This is a genomic window from Streptosporangium sp. NPDC050284 (genome assembly GCF_044459525.1).
Taxonomy (GTDB): Bacteria; Actinomycetota; Actinomycetes; order Streptosporangiales; family Streptosporangiaceae; genus Streptosporangium.
This window is the reverse complement of sequence record NZ_JBITIZ010000003.1, coordinates 570,282-586,139: the sequence shown is the minus strand read 5'-3', so window position 1 is coordinate 586,139 and position 15,858 is coordinate 570,282. Positions and strand designations below refer to the sequence as shown.

The 15,858-nt window shown below is 71.3% G+C and carries 12 protein-coding genes; 5 read left to right on the top strand and 7 right to left on the bottom strand.

Annotated elements, in window-relative coordinates:
• Window positions 1-11 precede the first annotated feature (11 nt).
• From ACIBH4_RS10330 to ACIBH4_RS10320, 3 genes are read left to right on the top strand one after another with little or no spacing between them, the layout of a single operon-like run.
• Window positions 12-1,025, top strand: a complete 1,014-nt coding sequence (locus ACIBH4_RS10330) for an alpha/beta fold hydrolase (RefSeq protein ID WP_362503626.1) — start codon at window positions 12-14, stop codon at window positions 1,023-1,025.
• Complete coding sequence (locus tag ACIBH4_RS10325; RefSeq protein WP_362503623.1) at window positions 1,022-1,810, top strand: SDR family oxidoreductase; 789 nt, start codon at window positions 1,022-1,024, stop codon at window positions 1,808-1,810. Before ACIBH4_RS10330 ends, ACIBH4_RS10325 begins: the two co-directional genes overlap by 4 nt.
• Window positions 1,811-1,862: 52 nt before the next feature.
• Window positions 1,863-2,801, top strand: coding sequence for an NAD(P)-dependent oxidoreductase (locus ACIBH4_RS10320; RefSeq protein WP_362503620.1), 939 nt, complete (start codon window positions 1,863-1,865; stop codon window positions 2,799-2,801).
• A 159-nt stretch (window positions 2,802-2,960) separates the two neighbouring features.
• Here the strand turns inward: ACIBH4_RS10320 and ACIBH4_RS10315 are convergent, their stop codons facing one another.
• The 3 genes from ACIBH4_RS10315 to ACIBH4_RS10305 are packed head-to-tail and all read right to left on the bottom strand — an operon-like array spanning window position 2,961 to window position 7,081.
• Window positions 2,961-4,919: an AMP-binding protein gene (locus ACIBH4_RS10315; protein WP_362503617.1), complete on the bottom strand. Its 1,959-nt coding sequence runs from the start codon at window positions 4,917-4,919 to the stop codon at window positions 2,961-2,963.
• Window positions 4,916-5,893 (bottom strand): cyclase family protein, encoded by a 978-nt coding sequence (locus ACIBH4_RS10310; protein WP_362503614.1) that lies wholly within the window; start codon window positions 5,891-5,893, stop codon window positions 4,916-4,918. The genes ACIBH4_RS10315 and ACIBH4_RS10310 overlap by 4 nt, the downstream gene beginning before the upstream one ends.
• A gap of 54 nt (window positions 5,894-5,947) precedes the next feature.
• Window positions 5,948-7,081, bottom strand: a complete 1,134-nt coding sequence (locus ACIBH4_RS10305; protein ID WP_362503611.1) for an alpha/beta fold hydrolase — start codon at window positions 7,079-7,081, stop codon at window positions 5,948-5,950.
• A 369-nt stretch (window positions 7,082-7,450) separates the two neighbouring features.
• Here ACIBH4_RS10305 and ACIBH4_RS10300 point away from each other — a divergent pair, with 369 nt between their 5' ends.
• Window positions 7,451-10,447, top strand: a complete 2,997-nt coding sequence (locus ACIBH4_RS10300) for a BTAD domain-containing putative transcriptional regulator (RefSeq protein ID WP_362762782.1) — start codon at window positions 7,451-7,453, stop codon at window positions 10,445-10,447.
• A gap of 244 nt (window positions 10,448-10,691) precedes the next feature.
• Here ACIBH4_RS10300 and ACIBH4_RS10295 read toward each other — a convergent pair whose 3' ends face one another.
• The 4 genes from ACIBH4_RS10295 to ACIBH4_RS10280 all read right to left on the bottom strand — a co-directional run bounded on the left by ACIBH4_RS10295 (window position 10,692) and on the right by ACIBH4_RS10280 (window position 14,822).
• On the bottom strand, window positions 10,692-11,840 hold the full coding sequence (locus tag ACIBH4_RS10295; protein ID WP_362503605.1) for an amidohydrolase family protein: 1,149 nt from the start codon (window positions 11,838-11,840) through the stop codon (window positions 10,692-10,694).
• A gap of 137 nt (window positions 11,841-11,977) precedes the next feature.
• Complete coding sequence (locus ACIBH4_RS10290; protein ID WP_362503602.1) at window positions 11,978-13,159, bottom strand: alpha/beta hydrolase; 1,182 nt, start codon at window positions 13,157-13,159, stop codon at window positions 11,978-11,980.
• A gap of 35 nt (window positions 13,160-13,194) precedes the next feature.
• Window positions 13,195-13,674 (bottom strand): flavin reductase family protein, encoded by a 480-nt coding sequence (locus tag ACIBH4_RS10285; RefSeq protein WP_362762785.1) that lies wholly within the window; start codon window positions 13,672-13,674, stop codon window positions 13,195-13,197.
• A complete protein-coding gene (locus ACIBH4_RS10280; protein WP_362503596.1) occupies window positions 13,671-14,822 on the bottom strand; it encodes an acyl-CoA dehydrogenase family protein in 1,152 nt (383 codons plus the stop codon). Before ACIBH4_RS10280 ends, ACIBH4_RS10285 begins: the two co-directional genes overlap by 4 nt.
• Window positions 14,823-14,963: 141 nt before the next feature.
• Between ACIBH4_RS10280 and ACIBH4_RS10275 the strand changes: the two genes are divergently transcribed.
• On the top strand, window positions 14,964-15,857 hold the full coding sequence (locus tag ACIBH4_RS10275; RefSeq protein ID WP_362503592.1) for an SDR family NAD(P)-dependent oxidoreductase: 894 nt from the start codon (window positions 14,964-14,966) through the stop codon (window positions 15,855-15,857).
• The last annotated feature ends 1 nt before the right edge of the window (window position 15,858 follow it).

Below are 15,858 nucleotides of genomic sequence, written 5' to 3'. Positions count from 1 at the left end.
GGTCCTGCCACGTGATCGTGTCGGCAGACGACGGCATCCAGCTCAACCTCTCCGGCGGCCCCGAGGTCGACGCCGAGATCGTCCACTTCCAGAGCGACGGCCTGCGGTTGCGCGGCGTCCTGGTGACGCCGAGGGAGCGGGCCGGGGCGGTACCGGCCCTCGTCGCGAGCCACGGCTGGAGCGGCGCGGTGAACTTCCGTGTGCTGCCGCTCGCCGGGCGGCTCGCCCAGCGAGGGTACGCCGTCCTCGCCATCGACCACCGCGGTTTCGGCGACAGCGAGGGCGCCCGGCTGCGCTGCGACCCGGCCGAGCAGGTACGCGACGTCTCCGCCGCCGCGACCTACCTGGCCGGACGGCCGGAGATCGACGGCTCGGCGCTGGGCGTGATGGGCGCCAGCTTCGGCGGGGCGATCGCGGTCGCCGCCGCGGCCGCCGACGAGCGGCTGAAGGCGTGCCTCTCGCTGGTCCCGCTCGCCGACGGGCGGCGCTGGCTGGAGGAGCTGCACGGTGCGGACCTGCCCGCACTGCTGGCGCGGCTGGAGCGCGACGACGCGGAGCGGGCGCGCAACGGGTCCGGAGGGGACGACGCGGAGGGTGCGCGTACCGGGTCGGGGGAGGGCGACGCGGAGGGTGCGCGCACCGGGGCGGGTGAGCGGGTGCCGCTGTCGGTGCTGATGCCGCTGCCGCCGAGCCCGGCCCTCGACGCCGAGGCCGCGTTCATCCGGTCGGTCTACCCCGAGGGATATCCGCTGGAGAACGCCCGGCTGGCACTGGACTTCTCGCCGGAGAGCCTCGCGCCCGCCATCGCGCCGCGCGCGCTGTGCCTGATCACCCCGGTCGACGACACGGTGATCTCCGCCGACCACTCCCGGGCCGTGTACGCGCGGGCCGGGGAGCCGAAGGAGCTGCACCTGCCGCCGGAGGGCGGCCACGGCGGGCCGATGGGACCACTGGTGGACACCACCGCCGAGATCGCCGGGGCCTTCCTGGACAAGCACCTGCGCCTGTCGGGCGGTGCCTCGTGACCGGCCCTGTGACCGGCCCTGTGACCGGGCGGCTGGACGGCCGTACGGCAGTGGTCACCGGCGGCGGCTCGGGCATCGGACGCGCCACGGTCGAACGCTTCTTCGCCGAGGGCGCCTCGGTGGTGCTCGCCGACCTCGCCGAGTCGGCCGCCGCCGTCGCCGCCGAGATCGACCCCTCGGGAGAGCGGGTGGTGTTCCAGCGCACGGACGTCGGCAGCGCCGAGCAGGTGGAGGCCGCCTTCACGGCGGCCGTGAACCGTTTCGGCCGGTGCGACATCGCGGTGAACAACGCCGGCGTCATCGCCGGGGGCCCGATCGACGCCGACGGCGCGGACGAGGACTTCGAGCGCCTGTGGCGGATCTGCGTGGCCGGGGTCTGGTACGGCTGCCGCGCGGCCCTCGCGTCCATGCGGCCGCGCGGCGGCGGCGTCATCCTGAACACGGCCTCGGCTGCGGCGCTGTGGCCCACCCCCGGTGCCCCGGCGTACGGGCTGGCCAAGGCGGCCGTGGTGCACCTGACCCGCTCGCTCGCCCTCGCCTACGGCCCCGACGGGGTGCGGGTGAACGCGGTCGTGCCGGGTCCGGCGAAGACCGCGATCTTCGCGGCGGCGGGCGCGGCGGACGACGGCCTGGAGGCGAGGTACGCGGCCAAGACGGCGCTCGGCCGGATGATCGATCCACAGGAGGTCGCGGCGGCCTTCGCCTACCTGGCCTCGGACGACGCCCGCTCGGTCACCGGTGCCGCGCTCCAGGTCGACGCCGGATACCGCCCGAGCACCGCGTGACGCCCCCTCTCCCCGCACTTCCTCAACCCCTTGAAAGTCAGGAGTAATCACGATGACCTATCTGGTCACCGGCGCGACCGGGTTCATCGGCTCGTACGTCGTCGACCGGCTGCTGCGCGACGGCCACCGGGTCGTCGCGCTCGACCGGCGGCCCGAGTGGGCGGCCGAGCCGTCCGGCGCCCCGGACGCGCTCACCTTCGTCGAGGGGGACGTCACCGACTTCGCGCTCGTCGCCGACCTGGTCAGCACGCACCGGGTGGATCGGGTCATCCACCTCGCCGCCGAGTTGCACGACCGGTCGGCGGCGCAGCGCGGGCAGTGCATCCAGTCGAACATCGTCGGCACCTACAACGTGCTGGAGGCGGCCAGGCTGCTCGGCGTGGAGCGCACGGTGCTGGCGAGCAGCGCCGCCCTGTTCGACCCGGCCGAGTACGGCGCGGGGGAGCCGATCACCGAGGACGCCAGGATCCACGCCGGCGACGTGTACGAGGGCAGCAAGGTCTTCGGCGAGACGATGGGCGAGTACTACCGGAGCTCGCTGGGCGTGGTGAACACCTCGATCAGGATCGGCCTGGCCTACGGCGCCGCCTGCCTGATCGGCACCGCCCGCCGACTGATCGACGAGCTGGTCACCAAGCCGCTGGCCGGCGAGACGGGGCGGCCCGCGTTCCACTCCGGGTCGATGATGAACATGGTGTACATCCACGACACGGCCGACGCGTTCGTCCGGGCGAGCCAGGGGCCCGAGCCCCTGCACAACGCCTACCACGTGCGCGGCGACTACCGCAGCGTCGGGGAGATGGCGGAGATCGCGCGCGGGTTGATCCCCGGCGCCAGGATCGAGCCCGCCGACGCCGACCACCGCTGGCCGATGAACTTCGACGACACGTACTTCCGGCGGGACTACGGCTACGAGACGCGCTGGCCGCTGGAGGAGGCCCTCGCCGAGATCGTGGCGGAGAAGCGCGCCCTCCTCGCCCCGGCCGGCTGACCGGCCGCGACCACGGCGCCCCGGCTGACCGGCCGGGGCGCCTTTCGGTATGACGGGCGACCGCGAGCCGCGACCGGTGCACCCGCGACCGGCAGGGTGCTTCGGTACGCGTGACGCCGACGGCGCCCCCGCGACTCGCGGGGGCGCCGTCGGCGCGGGTCAGACGGTGCTCGCCTGCCGTGGCAGCGAGGCCAGCGGCTCCGGGCTCTCCAGCGCGGTCACGTCGCCCGGGTCCGCCCCGATGTAGACCGCCCGCGCCACCCGTCGCATCACCTTCCCGTTGCGCGTTTTCGGCAGAGCGGGCACCGCGTGCACCGCCTTGGGCCGGGTCGCCTTGCCCTCCCTCGCCACCACCGACGCCTCCAGCCTGGGCAGGACCAGGGCCGGGTCGGCGCCTTCGGCGAGCACGACGAAGCAGACCAGCGCCTCGCCCTTCAGCTCGTCGGGGACGCCGACCGCCGCCGCCTCGACCACCTCGGGGTCGTCGACGAGCAGCGACTCGATCTCGGCGGGGCCGACCCGTTTGCCGGCCAGCATGATGGTGTCGTCGGAGCGGCCCAGCAGGAACCAGTGCCCGTCGGCGTCGACGTAGGCGAAGTCGCCCTGCTGCCAGGTGCCCGGGTAGCGGCTCCAGTACGTCCGCAGATACCGCTCGGGGCCGTCCCACAACCCCTTGGTGATGCCCGGCCACGGACCACGTACCACCAGCTCGCCCACCTCGCCCCGGATCGAGCGCCCGTCGGGGTCGAACACGTCGGCCGCCATGCCCAGGGTGGGGCCGGAGAACCCGGCGGGTTTGATCGGCCGGTGCACCGAGCCGCTCACGATGGACGCGCCGCACTCGGTGCCGCCGCTCATGTTGACGATCGGCATCCGCCCCTTGCCCACGTGGCGGAAGCACCACCACCACGGTTCCAGGTTCCACGGCTCGCCGGTGCTGCAGATCGCCCGCAGGTCGGGCAGTTCGTGCGCGTCCGGCCACTGGTCGCCCAGGCCCGCCAGGATCCTGACCAGGGTGGGGGAGACGCCCAGCACCGTCACCCGGTGCCGCTCGACCAGCGACCAGAGCCGGTCGGGCGTGGGATGGTCGGCGGTGCCCTCGTACAGCACGGCGGTGGCGCCGTTGGTGAGGGCGGCGGTGATCGTGTAGACGCCCATCACCCAGCCCATGTCGGTGAGCCACAGCAGCCGGTCGCCCCTGTCCATGCCGTACCCGTGCCTCGCCTCCTGCGCGAACTTGAACGGCAGGCCGGAGTGGGTGTGCAGGCAGCCCTTGGGCCGGCCGGTGCTGCCCGAGGAGTACAGCAGGATGCACGGGGTCTCGGCGTCCAGGACCGGGGTTTCCTCGACGGGCTCGGCCGCGGCGAGCGCCTCGTCCCACCATTCGTCGCGGCCCGCGGCCATCGGGGCGTCCCGGCCCAGCCGACGCACCACCAGTACGGTGCGCAGCTCCGACAGGCCCTCGGCGGCCTCGTCGAAGGTCTCCTTCATCGGGACGAGTTTGCCTCGGCGCTCGAAGCCGTCCGCGGTGACCATCAGTTTGGCGCCGGAGTCCAGCAGCCGTTCGCGCACCGGGGTGGGGCCGAAGCCGCTGAAGAACGGTGCCACGACGGCGCCGATCTTGGCGGCGGCCAGTACGACCACCACGGCCTCGGGCACCATCGGCAGGTACAGCGCGACCACGTCGCCCATGCCGACGCCGCGCGCGGTGAACGCGCCCGCGGCCCGGTCGATCTGCTCCTTCAGTTCGCCGTAGGTGACGGTGCGGACCGAGCCGTCGTCGCCCTCCCAGACGATCGCCTCGTCGTCGCCGCGGTTCTCCTCGACCCATCGGTCCACCGCGTAGTCGGCCCAGTTGAGCCCGCCGCCCTTGAAGAAGTGCGGGAACTGCGGGCCGTCCGACAGGTCGAGCACCTTGTCGTACGGCCGCCGCCAGCGCAGCACGTCGTCGGCGGCGGCGCCCCAGAACCACTCGGGGTCGGCGGCGGCGCGGGCCGCCACCTCCTCGAAGGTGGTGATTCCGTGCCTGGCCGCCATCCGTCCCAGCGGGGTGGCGGGGAAGTCGGCGGGGTCCGGCTCCCAGGCGACCGGGAGCCGGTCGAGTTCGTCGATGTTCATTTGATCGCCATCGGGTTGAGGGGAGAACCGACCGCCTTGGTGAACGGGAGCGGCCCCGCGGCGAACATGAACTCGTACACGCCGTCGCCCGCGCAGTCCTCGGCCAGCTTCTCCAGGTCGAAGATCTCGCCGATCAGCAGTCCCGCGTTGACCAGCAGCACGATGTGCACCGGCTGGAAGATCTCCTCCAGCTCGTTCGGCCGCACCTCCATGCCCCAGGTGTCGGTCGCGACCCCGGCGATCTCGTTCCCGCAGATCCAGTGCGCCGAGTCCAGGGTGAGGCCGGGGGCGTCGCCCGCGGCGTAACCGCCCCAGGCGCCCTGCTCCCGGCACATCGCCATGTGACCGGTCCTGACCAGCACGAAGTCACCGCGGCCGACGACGACCCCCTGGGCCTCGGCGCACGCGGCCAGTTCGGCGCTGTCGATCCCCTGACCCGGCTCCAGCCAGGGCACGCCGCGGTGGCGGGGGATGTCCAGCAGCACACCGCGTCCGACGACCTTCTCGGTCATCAGGTGGATCGCGTTCTTCTCCGCCCCGGTGCTGGAGACGTGCTCCTGCCCGTAGCCGTTGTACATCTTGCCGTCGTAGAACACGTGCGACAGCGCGTCCCACTGGGTGCCCGACTGCAGGGGCATGTAGATCGCGTCGTCGGCGTACCTCAGCCGGGCCATGTGGTCCTGGGCGCCGATGGCCGCGTCGCCGCCGTCCTGCAGCATGAAGTGCAGCGGGTTGACCCGTCCGCCCCAGCCGTTCTGGGGGCCGTTGCCGTCGTAGGGCAGCGCGCAGGAGATGATCTTGCCTTGCCGGACCAGCCCCGCCGCGGCGACGATCATCTCCGGCTCGATGTAGTTGAGTGTGCCGAGCTGGTCGTCCGGGCCCCACTTGCCCCAGTTCCGGTACCGGTCGCACAGTGCGTGCACGTCGTCGAGCGTCACCTTGCGTGCGGACACGCCGCCGGTGTCACTACTCATGCCGATGTCTCCTCATTCTCACGAAATCCTGGCGAACTCGTGGACGGCGGCGGGTCAGTCCTGCGCCGGCAGGGTGCCGAAGCGCTGGCCGAACCAGTCGGCGATCAGCTGGCGGGCCGGGTCGGGCTCGTCGGTCTGGCAGTGCTCGGCGCCGCCCTCGGCGACCGTGAAGATCCGCAGCGTCTTGTCCGCGGAACCGGCCGCCGCGTAGGCCTTGTGCGCGTCCTCGACCGCGACCTGGCGGTCGTTCTCGCCGTGCACGATCAGCAGCGGTTGGGTGATCTTGGGGAGTACGTCCACCAGCGTCCACTGCCTGACGCGCTCCAGGCCGGCCTCCATGGTGTCGGTACCCATCACCCAGGGCAGCTGGAACCACGGCACGGACACGGTCTTGGACCGGGTCGCCCAGCGCTTCTCCCAGGTGGCGCCCCAGTCCCAGATGCCGCCCCAGGCGGCGCAGGCCTTGATCCTGGGCTCGAACGCGGTCGACCGCGGCGCGTAGTAGCCGCCGAGGCTGATCCCCATCACGCCGATCCGGCTCGCGTCCACGTCGGAGCGGGTCTCCAGGTAGTCGATCACGGCAGCGGTCGGCACCTCGTAGTCGGGACGCGAGGGCACGTCGCGCAGCCGCAGCGGCTCGCCCACGCCGGGACTGTCCATCACCAGGCAGCTGATGCCCCGGGGGACGAACTCCTCCTCGATGAAGCCGTAGAGGAACTCCTTGGTGACGTCGAAGCCGCCGTAGAAGATCACGACCGGGGCGGGTTCGGCGGTCCTGGCCGGGATGAGGTAGCCGGGCAGTACGCCGTCGGGCGAGTCCACCTCGATCCGCTCCACGTTCAGCGGCACCAGCTCGATCGCCTTCTCGAAGGCGTCCAGCGAGGCCTGGTAGCTCGCGCTCTTCTCAGGGCCCGGGGGGATCTGCCGCTCACCGCTGGCGTGGTAGACCGAGGCGCGCAGGTAGCGAAGGCCGGCGCTGCGGCGCAGCCCGGCGGAGAGGTCCTCCGCGGCCTGCGTCTCCTGCTGCTCGGCCATCCCCGCCCACGCCTTGCCCCAGGCCTCGTTGTCTGGTTCGCCCTCGCGCAGCGGCGACAGCCACCGGTTCATCTCGCCGAGCGAGCCGCCCGCCATCAGGGCGAGGTTGAAGGCCGACGACCACATGTAGTTGTCCGGGAAGTAGTAGAACACCGAGGGGCTCCGTTCGCGTACGGGAAGGGTGGCTCTACGGTCACCTCACCCCACCCGGCGTTACCACCACCGTTATGGGCCCGGGGCCGGATCGGGGGGCGTCACGGCGGTGGCCCGGGTGATGGCCGAGGTGACGCCCGGCGGCGCAGCATCAACGGGCGGGGACCGCTGGAAGCCGACGGCGATCCTCACTATCCGTTACTTAGGTCGCAGTGATCAATAAAGCCCACAATGTGTCGAAAAGGGTATTAAAAACGGCAAGACTCTTGACATAAGTATTGCCATAGCACTTGATTGAAGTGCGGTTTCACTCGACGGGGGTTTCTGTGGAGTTGCCGTGAAGCTACGTTCTGGTGAACTGAGGCTGGCATGATCTTGAGTCACAAAGTCCAACCCCCTGGACTGCCGCGTGGGACGATCACCAGGGACCGGCTGGACGAACAGTTCGCCGCCTTCCTGGAGTCTCACGAGACGATTGTGATCTTCGCTGCGGCCGGCTCGGGCAAGACCGTGCAGACCCGGATGTTCGCCACGCGATTCGGCTGGCCGCTGGCCTGGCTCACGCTCGACGCCGGCGACCGCAGCCCGTCCCGGCTGATGGTCTACCTGGCCGAGGCGCTGTCCGGCCTGAATCCCGAGGCGCCCAGGACGGTGGAGTCCGCCCTGGCGGAGGGCTTCCCGACGACCGAGGTGGCCGCGATGCTCGCCGAGAGCGTCGCCGACACGTCCCTGCTGCTCGTCCTGGACGACTGCGAGTGGCTGGTGGACGCGGACGAGGCGCTCGCCGTACTCGGTATCTTCCTCGACTACCTGCCGCCGGGTGTCCGTACGGTCATCCTGAGCCGCGAGGACCTGAGCGGCCCGATCGGCCGGATGATGATGCAGGGCAGGATCGCCAGAATGAGCGGCGAGGACCTCGCCCTCGACATGGACGAGGCCCGCACGCTGCTCGCCGCGCACGGCCAGGACGGACGGGACCCGGCGCCGCTGATGGAGGCCACCAAGGGCTGGATCGCCGCCGTCGCCTTCGACATCGTCCCCGGCCTCAAGTCCGAGAACGGGCCGGACGCGCTGGCCGGCTTCGTCTCCAGGGAGATCCTGGCCCGCCTCCCGCAGGAGGAGCAGGACTTCCTGCTCCGCACCTCGATCCCGGCCATCGTCACCGCGCGGGCCGCGGTCGCCCTCTGCGGCGAGGAAGGCTACCGGCTGTGGCAGTCGCTCGGCTCGCGGCACCTGCCGGCGACCAAGGCCGACCGCGCGCTCGTCTACCACCCCCGGTTCCGCCAGTACCTGCGCGAGCAGCTGCAGGCGCGGCTGCCCGGCGAGCTGCCCGGCCTGCAGAGCCGCTACGCCCGGCTCCTGGAGGAGACCGGGATGCACGAGGACGCGGTCGAGACCTACCTGGAGGCGGGGGAGGTGGAGAAGGCCGCGGACGTGGCCGAGAGCGCCGTCGCCGCGCTGTCCGCCCGCGCCGACTGGCGGGTCCTGCTGCGCTGGCTGGAGACGTTCGGCATCCAGGTGGTCGAGTCCCGGCCGGTCCTCCTCGGTGCCCTGCTGCGCGCGCTGTACGGGGTGCGGCGCATCCCCGAGGCGCAGGCGCTGATCGGCAGGCTGCACCAGGAGGGCGTGCTCGGCGACGTGGCCAAGTCCGACCCCGGCGCGGTCGCGTTCGTCGGATACGCCATGCAGTGGCGCCCGGCGCAGGCGCTTGAGCTGATCCGCAACTACGAGGGCGACTTCAGGGCCGAGGCGGTCCGCTACGAACTGGAGGCGGTGGCGGGCCGCGAGCCGGTCGCCTCCCCGCCCGGCAGGGACTGGGTGGACAGCGAGCGCGTGTACTCCTGGGGTCTGCTGGTGCAGGGGCGGCTGGACCAGCTGCTGCGGATGCTGCCGGAGGAGGGCGACTGGCCGCCGCGCTCGTTCTTCCGCACCCCGCACCCGCTGCTCGCCCTGGTCTGGCGCGGCGAGCTGACGCTCGCCCGCGAGTTGCTGGACGAGGTTCCCGAGACGATCAAGTTCGGCGCGCACACCGACCTGTGGTTCTTCCACGAGGCGTGGCTGCTGTGGGCCGAGGGGCAGACGGAGAAGGCGCTGTGGGCCGCCGAGTCGGCGGTCGAGCACAGCCGCAGGACCCGGTTCGGCTGGGAGCCCTGCTTCGAGGTCGTGGTCGGCGTCCTGCAGCTCACCCTGGGCAGGGTGGACGACGCCCGGATGACCCTGGCCGACGCGATCAGCCGCTCGGCCGCGAGCGGCAACCGCTGCTACGCCGAGTGGGGCCAGACCTTCCAGGGCCTGGCCTACCTGCGGATCGACCGGCCGGAGGACGCCGCGCGGGTGCTGCGCAGCGCGACCGAGGCGATGCGGGCGGCGGGCCGCACCCTGATGCTGCCCTTCGCCGCCACCTACCTGGCCGAGGCAGAGGCCAGGCTGGGCAACGCCGAGGCGGCGTCGGCCTCGGTCGAGCTCGCCTACGAGACCGCGAACGCGATCGGCTGCCTGTTCATCCTGAAGAACGCGCTGAACGACGTGCCGGGGGTGCTGCGCCGCCAGATCGAGAACGACGTCGGCGGCACCCGCTGGCGTCAGCTGGTCGGCCACCAGCCACCGGAGGCGCGCAAGCGCCAGCCGGTCGCGGCCTCCGAGCGGGTGATCGTCGTCGACGTGCACACGCACGGCCCGGTGCTCGACCTGATCGTGGACGGTGTGCCGCGCTGCTCGCGCCGGACCAAGGTGCTGGAGCTGGCCGCCTACCTCACGCTGCACCCCGAGGGGGTGGAGCGGCACCGGTTGCAGGAGCGGCTCTTCCCCGACGCCGATCCGCGCCGAGGCGGCAACTACTTCCGCCAGGTGGTGCACAAGCTGCGCCAGGCGACCGGGGTGAACCTCGCCAGGACCTCGCAGAGCCACGTCCGCTGGGCCGACGGCCTGTACGTGGACAGCACCGACCTGCGCTTCGAACGGATGATCAAGGACGCGTACGGGTTGCGCGGCGTGGAGCGGCTGGAGCGGATCGAGTCGACGCTGGAGCTGGTCGAGGGGCCCTACCTGCCGGAGAGCGAGCTGGAGTGGGCCGAGGAGCGCCGGCACGAGCTGGAGGTGATGATCGTCAACGCGGCGGTCGACGCCGCCGAGGTGGCGCTGTCGCTCGGCTATCTGGAGCGTGCCAGGCGGGCGGCCTCGTTCGCGATCAACCGGGATCCGTTCTGCGAGTCCGCCTACTGCGTACGGATGCAGGTGGAGGGGGCGCTGGGCGCGCCGCACGCGGTGCTGGCCGAGTTCCAGCGGCTCACCAAGGCCCTGGCCGAGCTCGGAGTGGGGCCGACGCCGACGACCCGGCAGCTCGTCAGCGAGCTGCGCGGGAGCTGACCCCGCGGCCTTCCGAGCACGTCGCTCGGGCCGTGGACGCGGGCCGGGGAAGCGGTCCGGCGGCGGTCGTGACGACCGCCGCCGGATCCGGACGTGCCCGTCAGACCTTGACGGGCCGGGAGACCGTCGGGCCTTGACGGGCCGCCGAAGGGCCGGAGACCGTCAGGTCTTGACGAGCAAGGAGCGCCGTCAGGGCCTGACGAGCAGGGGCACGGTCAGGCCCTGACGGTCTGGGGCGCCACCGTCAGGCCTTGACGAGCCTCGGCAGCGAGAGGCCGAACAGGTCGATCGCGTTGTCGTGGGTGATCGCGGAGACCACCGACTCCTCGATGCCCTGGAAGTCGTGCGCGACCTGCTCCTGCGAGTAGGGGAAGTTGCCCTCGGTGTGCGGGTAGTCCCCGGCCCACATCAGCCGCTTCTCGTCCAGCATGGGCAGGGTGAGGATGCCCGGCCGGTCGTCCTCGAAGGTGGCCCAGAAGTTGCGGTTGAAGTAGTCGCTGGGCTTCATCGCCAGCTCGGGGATCGTCCAGCGGTGGTGGTCGGTGAACAGGTGGTCCATGGTGTTGAGCTGGAAGGCGATCCAGCCGATGCCGCCCTCGACCAGGATGAACCGCAGGTTCGGGTGGCGCTCGGGGACCGCGCCGTAGACCAGCTGCATGAACACCCAGCCCAGGCTGATCTTGTTGCCGACGGCGGTGGTCCAGAACACGCCCGGGGTGGTCTTGTCGTTGAACATGGCCACCTGACCGGCGGCCTGGTGGAACCCGACGGGCAGCCCGATCTCCTCAAGGACCGACCACAGCGGCTCCCAGTGGTCGTCGCCCCAGGCCATGCCGGGGACCGCCTGCGGGAGCAGGAAGGTCTTGGCGCCGCGCTCGGCCCAGCGCCTGGCCTCCTCGATCGCGGGCTCGACGGGGCCGGGGCCGACGGGGAGCGCGACCGCGCCGATCAGCCGGTCGGGGTTGTGCGAGCAGAACTCCTCGAACAGCCAGTCGTTGTACGCGCGCACGCAGGCGACCTTGAGCTCGAAGTCGGGGATGCTGTGCACGATCAGCCAGCCCGGGTAGACGATCTCGGCGAGGATGCCCTGGCTGTCCTGGTCCTCCAGCCGGGCGACCGGGTCGTACGCGCCGGGCCGTTGGTCCTCGAAGCGGTAGCCGGTGGGCTTGGTGATCACACTGTTGATCTTTGTGTTGATCATGGCGCCCTCGGTGCCGACCGGCTTGGGCGACATTCCGGTGTTGGGCACGATGAAGAAGTCGCCCTTGTCGGTGGACTGGACCTGGGGTGCCTGGTGCTGGAAGCGCTGCGGCAGCCGCTTGAGCCAGAGGTCCTTCGGCTCCACGACGTGGGAGTCGACCGAGATGAGCGGGCGGGGCTTACCAGTGGTCATCGAAATCTCCAGATGGGTCGTGCCGGGCACGGCGGTCGTGGTGGATCGTGGGTGGAGCGACCGCTCTCCGACAGGAGCACGCTAGGCCGCCCGCCGTTAAGCCGGTCGTTATCCGAACCTGCGCCTTCGCAGGGCCGTTATCCGGCGGAGGCGCCGAGCCGGTCGGCGAGCCAGCCGTTGATCTCGGGCACCGCGATCGACAGGTTGTCCATGTGGCAGTGCTGCGCGGCCCCCTCCTCGTTGGTGAAGATCCGCAGCGTCTTGTCCGCAGAGCCGCAGGCGTCGTACAGCAGGTGGGCGTCCGACACCGGCACCTGCTGGTCGTCCTCACCGTGCGCGAGCAGGAACGGGCAGGTCATCCGGGGCACCACGTCGGCCAGCCGGAAATCCTCCAGCAACCGCAACGCTTCGGTGTTGGAGGAGGTCCCGGTGGACCAGACCAGGTGCTCACCGGGGACCGGCAGCTGCTTGGCGTACGCGGCCTCGATCCGCTCGCTCCAGATCCGGTGGTAGTCCCAGATCGCGCCCCAGGCGACGCAGGCCTTGAACCGGGGCTCCATGCTGGCGCAGCGCGAGGCGTAGTAGCCGCCCAGGCTCAGCGCCATCACGCCGATCCGGTCGGCGTCCACGTCCGAGCGGCCCTCCAGCCAGTCGATCGCCGCGCCGCCGGCCACCTCGTAGTCGTGCCGCAGCGGAATGCCGCGGAAGCGTACGGCCTCGCCGACGCCGGGACTGTCCAGCGACAGCACCGAGACGCCGCGGGCGATCAGGTCCTCGGCGCCGAGGAACCAGTTGTGCTCCTTGTTGCCGTCGAACCCGCTCATGAACAGCACCGCGGGCCGCCGGTCGTCGGGAGAGGAGGCTGCGGAGATGAAGATCGCGGGCAGCGCGGTGTCCTCGTACGGGATCTCCACGTGCTCGATCGTGTACCGGTCGTCCAGCTCGGCGGCGAGCCGGAAGCAGTCCGTCATCGCCCGGTAGGAGGTCAGTGCCTCCTCGTCCTTGGGGAAACGGAACCGCTCGGCGGCGAAGTAGTAGCTGGTGGCCCGGCGGTAGTGCGCGACGGCCGCGCGGCGGTCACCCCGCGCCTCGGCCTTCTCCGCGAGGCCCCGGACGTGGTCGCCCATCGCGCCCCACTCGCGGAACCAGCGCTCGTCGTCACCCACGTGACCGGCGAGCCGCCGGCAGACCCGGTCGATCTCGCCGACCTCGGCACCGCCGGTCGGCACCACGGCGAACACCAGCATCACGTTGTACGACCACCGGTAGTCCTCAGGGAACCAGGCGCACCACTCGGCATTGCGGATCGCGGCAACCACTTGTCACTCCTTCGTCGAGTCCATCGGGATCTTGGTCAGAACAGCCGGTAGGCGCTGCGGTAGAAGAGCAGCGGCGCGGCCTCGTCGTCGGCGGCGAGCTCCAGCACCCGGCCGAGCACCAGGGTGTGGTCGCCGGCCTCATAGGTTTCGACGATCGTGCACTCCACGTGCGCGTGCACGTCCCTCAGCACGGGGGCGCCGGTCCTGCCGGGGCTGTGCGACACGCCCGCGAACCGGTCGCCGCGGCGGGCGAACTGCCTGGCCAGCCCTTCCTGGTCGGCCGTGAGCACGTTGGCGCAGAAGTGCCCGGCGGCCTGGATCGCCGGCCAGGTGGTCGAGGTGCGCGCCGCGCAGAACAGCACCAGCGGCGGGTCCAGCGACACCGAGACGAACGAGTTCACCGCCATCCCCACCGGGCCGTCCGTCCCCGAGGCGGTCACCACGACCACCCCGGTGGCGAAGCAGGCCATCACGCTGCGCAGGTCGTCGCCCGCGATGACCGGCTGCGCGCTCACAGTCCCACCCCGTCGGCGTACCGGGCCCGGTGATGGTCGGGGTCGCCGAAGAGCAGCGCCGAGGACGCCGCCCGCTTGAAGTACAGATGTGCCGGGTGCTCCCAGGTGAACCCGATGCCCCCGTGCACGTGGATGTTCTCGCCCGCGACCATGGTGTAGGCCTCCGAACAGTAGGACTTGGCCAGGGCGGCGACCACCGGGAGCTCCGGCAGGTCCTCCCCGGCCGCGTACATCGCGTAGTGCGCCGCCGACCGGGCCGACTCGACCGCCGTCAGCATGTCCGCGCACCTGTGCTTGATCGCCTGGAAGGAGCCGATCAGCCGGCCGAACTGGCTGCGCACCTTGGCGTACTCGACCGACATCTCCAGGCACCGCTGGGCGCCGCCGACCTGCTCGGCGGCGAGGCCGACCGCGGCCAGGTCCAGCAGGCGCTCCAGCACGGGGCCCGCGGCGCCCTCCTCGCCGATCAGCCGGGCCGGGGTACGGTCGAACTCCAGCACCGCCTGCCGACGCGTCCTGTCCATCGTCGGCAGCTGCGTCCTGGTCAGCCGGGACGCCTCCCCGAAGACGGCGAACAGCGAGAGCCCGGCGTCGGTTCGGGCGAAGACCAGCACCAGATCGGCCGCGTGCCCGTCCAGTACGAACGACTTGGTTCCCGACAACCGCCAGACGTCGTCCTCGTGCGACGCCCGCAGCGCGATGTCGCCGGGCGACCAGGACCCCGACGACTCGGTGATCGCCACCGAGGCGATCGTGTCACCGGCGGCGATCCCCGGCAGGAAGTCCTCCTGCGCACGCTCGTCGCCGGACAGGAGCAGGGCGTTGGCGGCGAGCACCACGGTGGCGAAGAACGGCCCGCCCAGCAGGGCACGGCCCGTCTCCTCCAGCACCACACCCAGTTCGAGGAAGGAGGCCCCCGAGCCGCCGAAGCGCTCGGGGATCGCGATTCCCTGCAGGCCGAGCTGATCGGCCATCTGCCGCCACACCCGCGGGTCGTAACCCGGCTCGGTGTCCATCAGGCGGCGTACCTGTGATTCCGGGGAGACCTGCTCCACGAACGACCGCACGCTGTCCCGGAACTCCTCGTGCTCCTCGGCGAGGCCGGTGAACGCCGCGGTCGCGTCGGCCAGTTGTTGAAGTCCGCTCATGGCCAGGACGTTAGAAGGGGCATGTGCACTCGGCATGAGCGGCGAGAGCCGTAACGCCCACAGTAACTCCCCATGGGCGATCGTTCCTACCGATGCCGAGCCGACACCGGTATGGGGCCACAGCCAGAGGAGGAAGTCACCGTGGATCTTAGCTTCGACGGCCGGGTCGCCGTGGTCACGGGAGCGGGCGGAGGGCTCGGCCGGGCCCACGCTCTCGAACTGGGGCGCCGCGGCGCGAGGGTCGTCGTCAACGACATGGGCACGTCCCTGTCGGGGGACGGCGTCGAGAGCGGCCGGGCGGCGATCGTGGTGAAGGAGATCGAGGCGCTCGGCGGCACAGCGGTGGCCGACGTCAACTCCGTCGCCACCCCCGAGGGCGGCGAGGCCCTGATCCAGACCGCGCTCTCCGCGTTCGGGCAGGTGGACGTCGTGGTGAACAACGCGGGCATCCTGCGCGACAAGACCTTCCACAACACCGGCCCCGACGATGTGGACCCGGTGCTGGACGTGCACCTGAAGGGCGCCTTCAACGTCACCCGCCCGGCCTGGCGGGTCTTCCGCGAGCAGGGCTTCGGACGCGTCGTGGTGACCTCGTCCTCGGCCGGCTTCTACGGCAACTTCGGCCAGGCGTCGTACGCCTCGGCCAAGATGGGCCTGATCGGGCTGATCAAGGTGCTCGCGATCGAGGGCCGCAAGTACGACATCAAGGCGAACGCGATCGGCCCGGTGGCGCTCACCCGGATGACCGAGGGCTTCGAGAACCCGATCGCCGACAAGATGGACCCCGCGCTGGTCTCGTCCGTGGTCGCCTACCTGTGCCACGACTCGTGCGAGCTGTCCGGCGAGGTGCTCAGCGCGGGCGCCGGACGGGTGGCCAGGGTGTTCGTGGGCATGACCCGCGGCTACGTCAACGACTCCCTCAGCGCCGAGGACGTCCGCGACCACCTGACCGAGATCTTCGACGACACCGGCTACCAGGTGCCGGGCAACAGCATGGCCGAGATGGAGCTCCTCGCCGAGATGCTGGGGAAGTGAG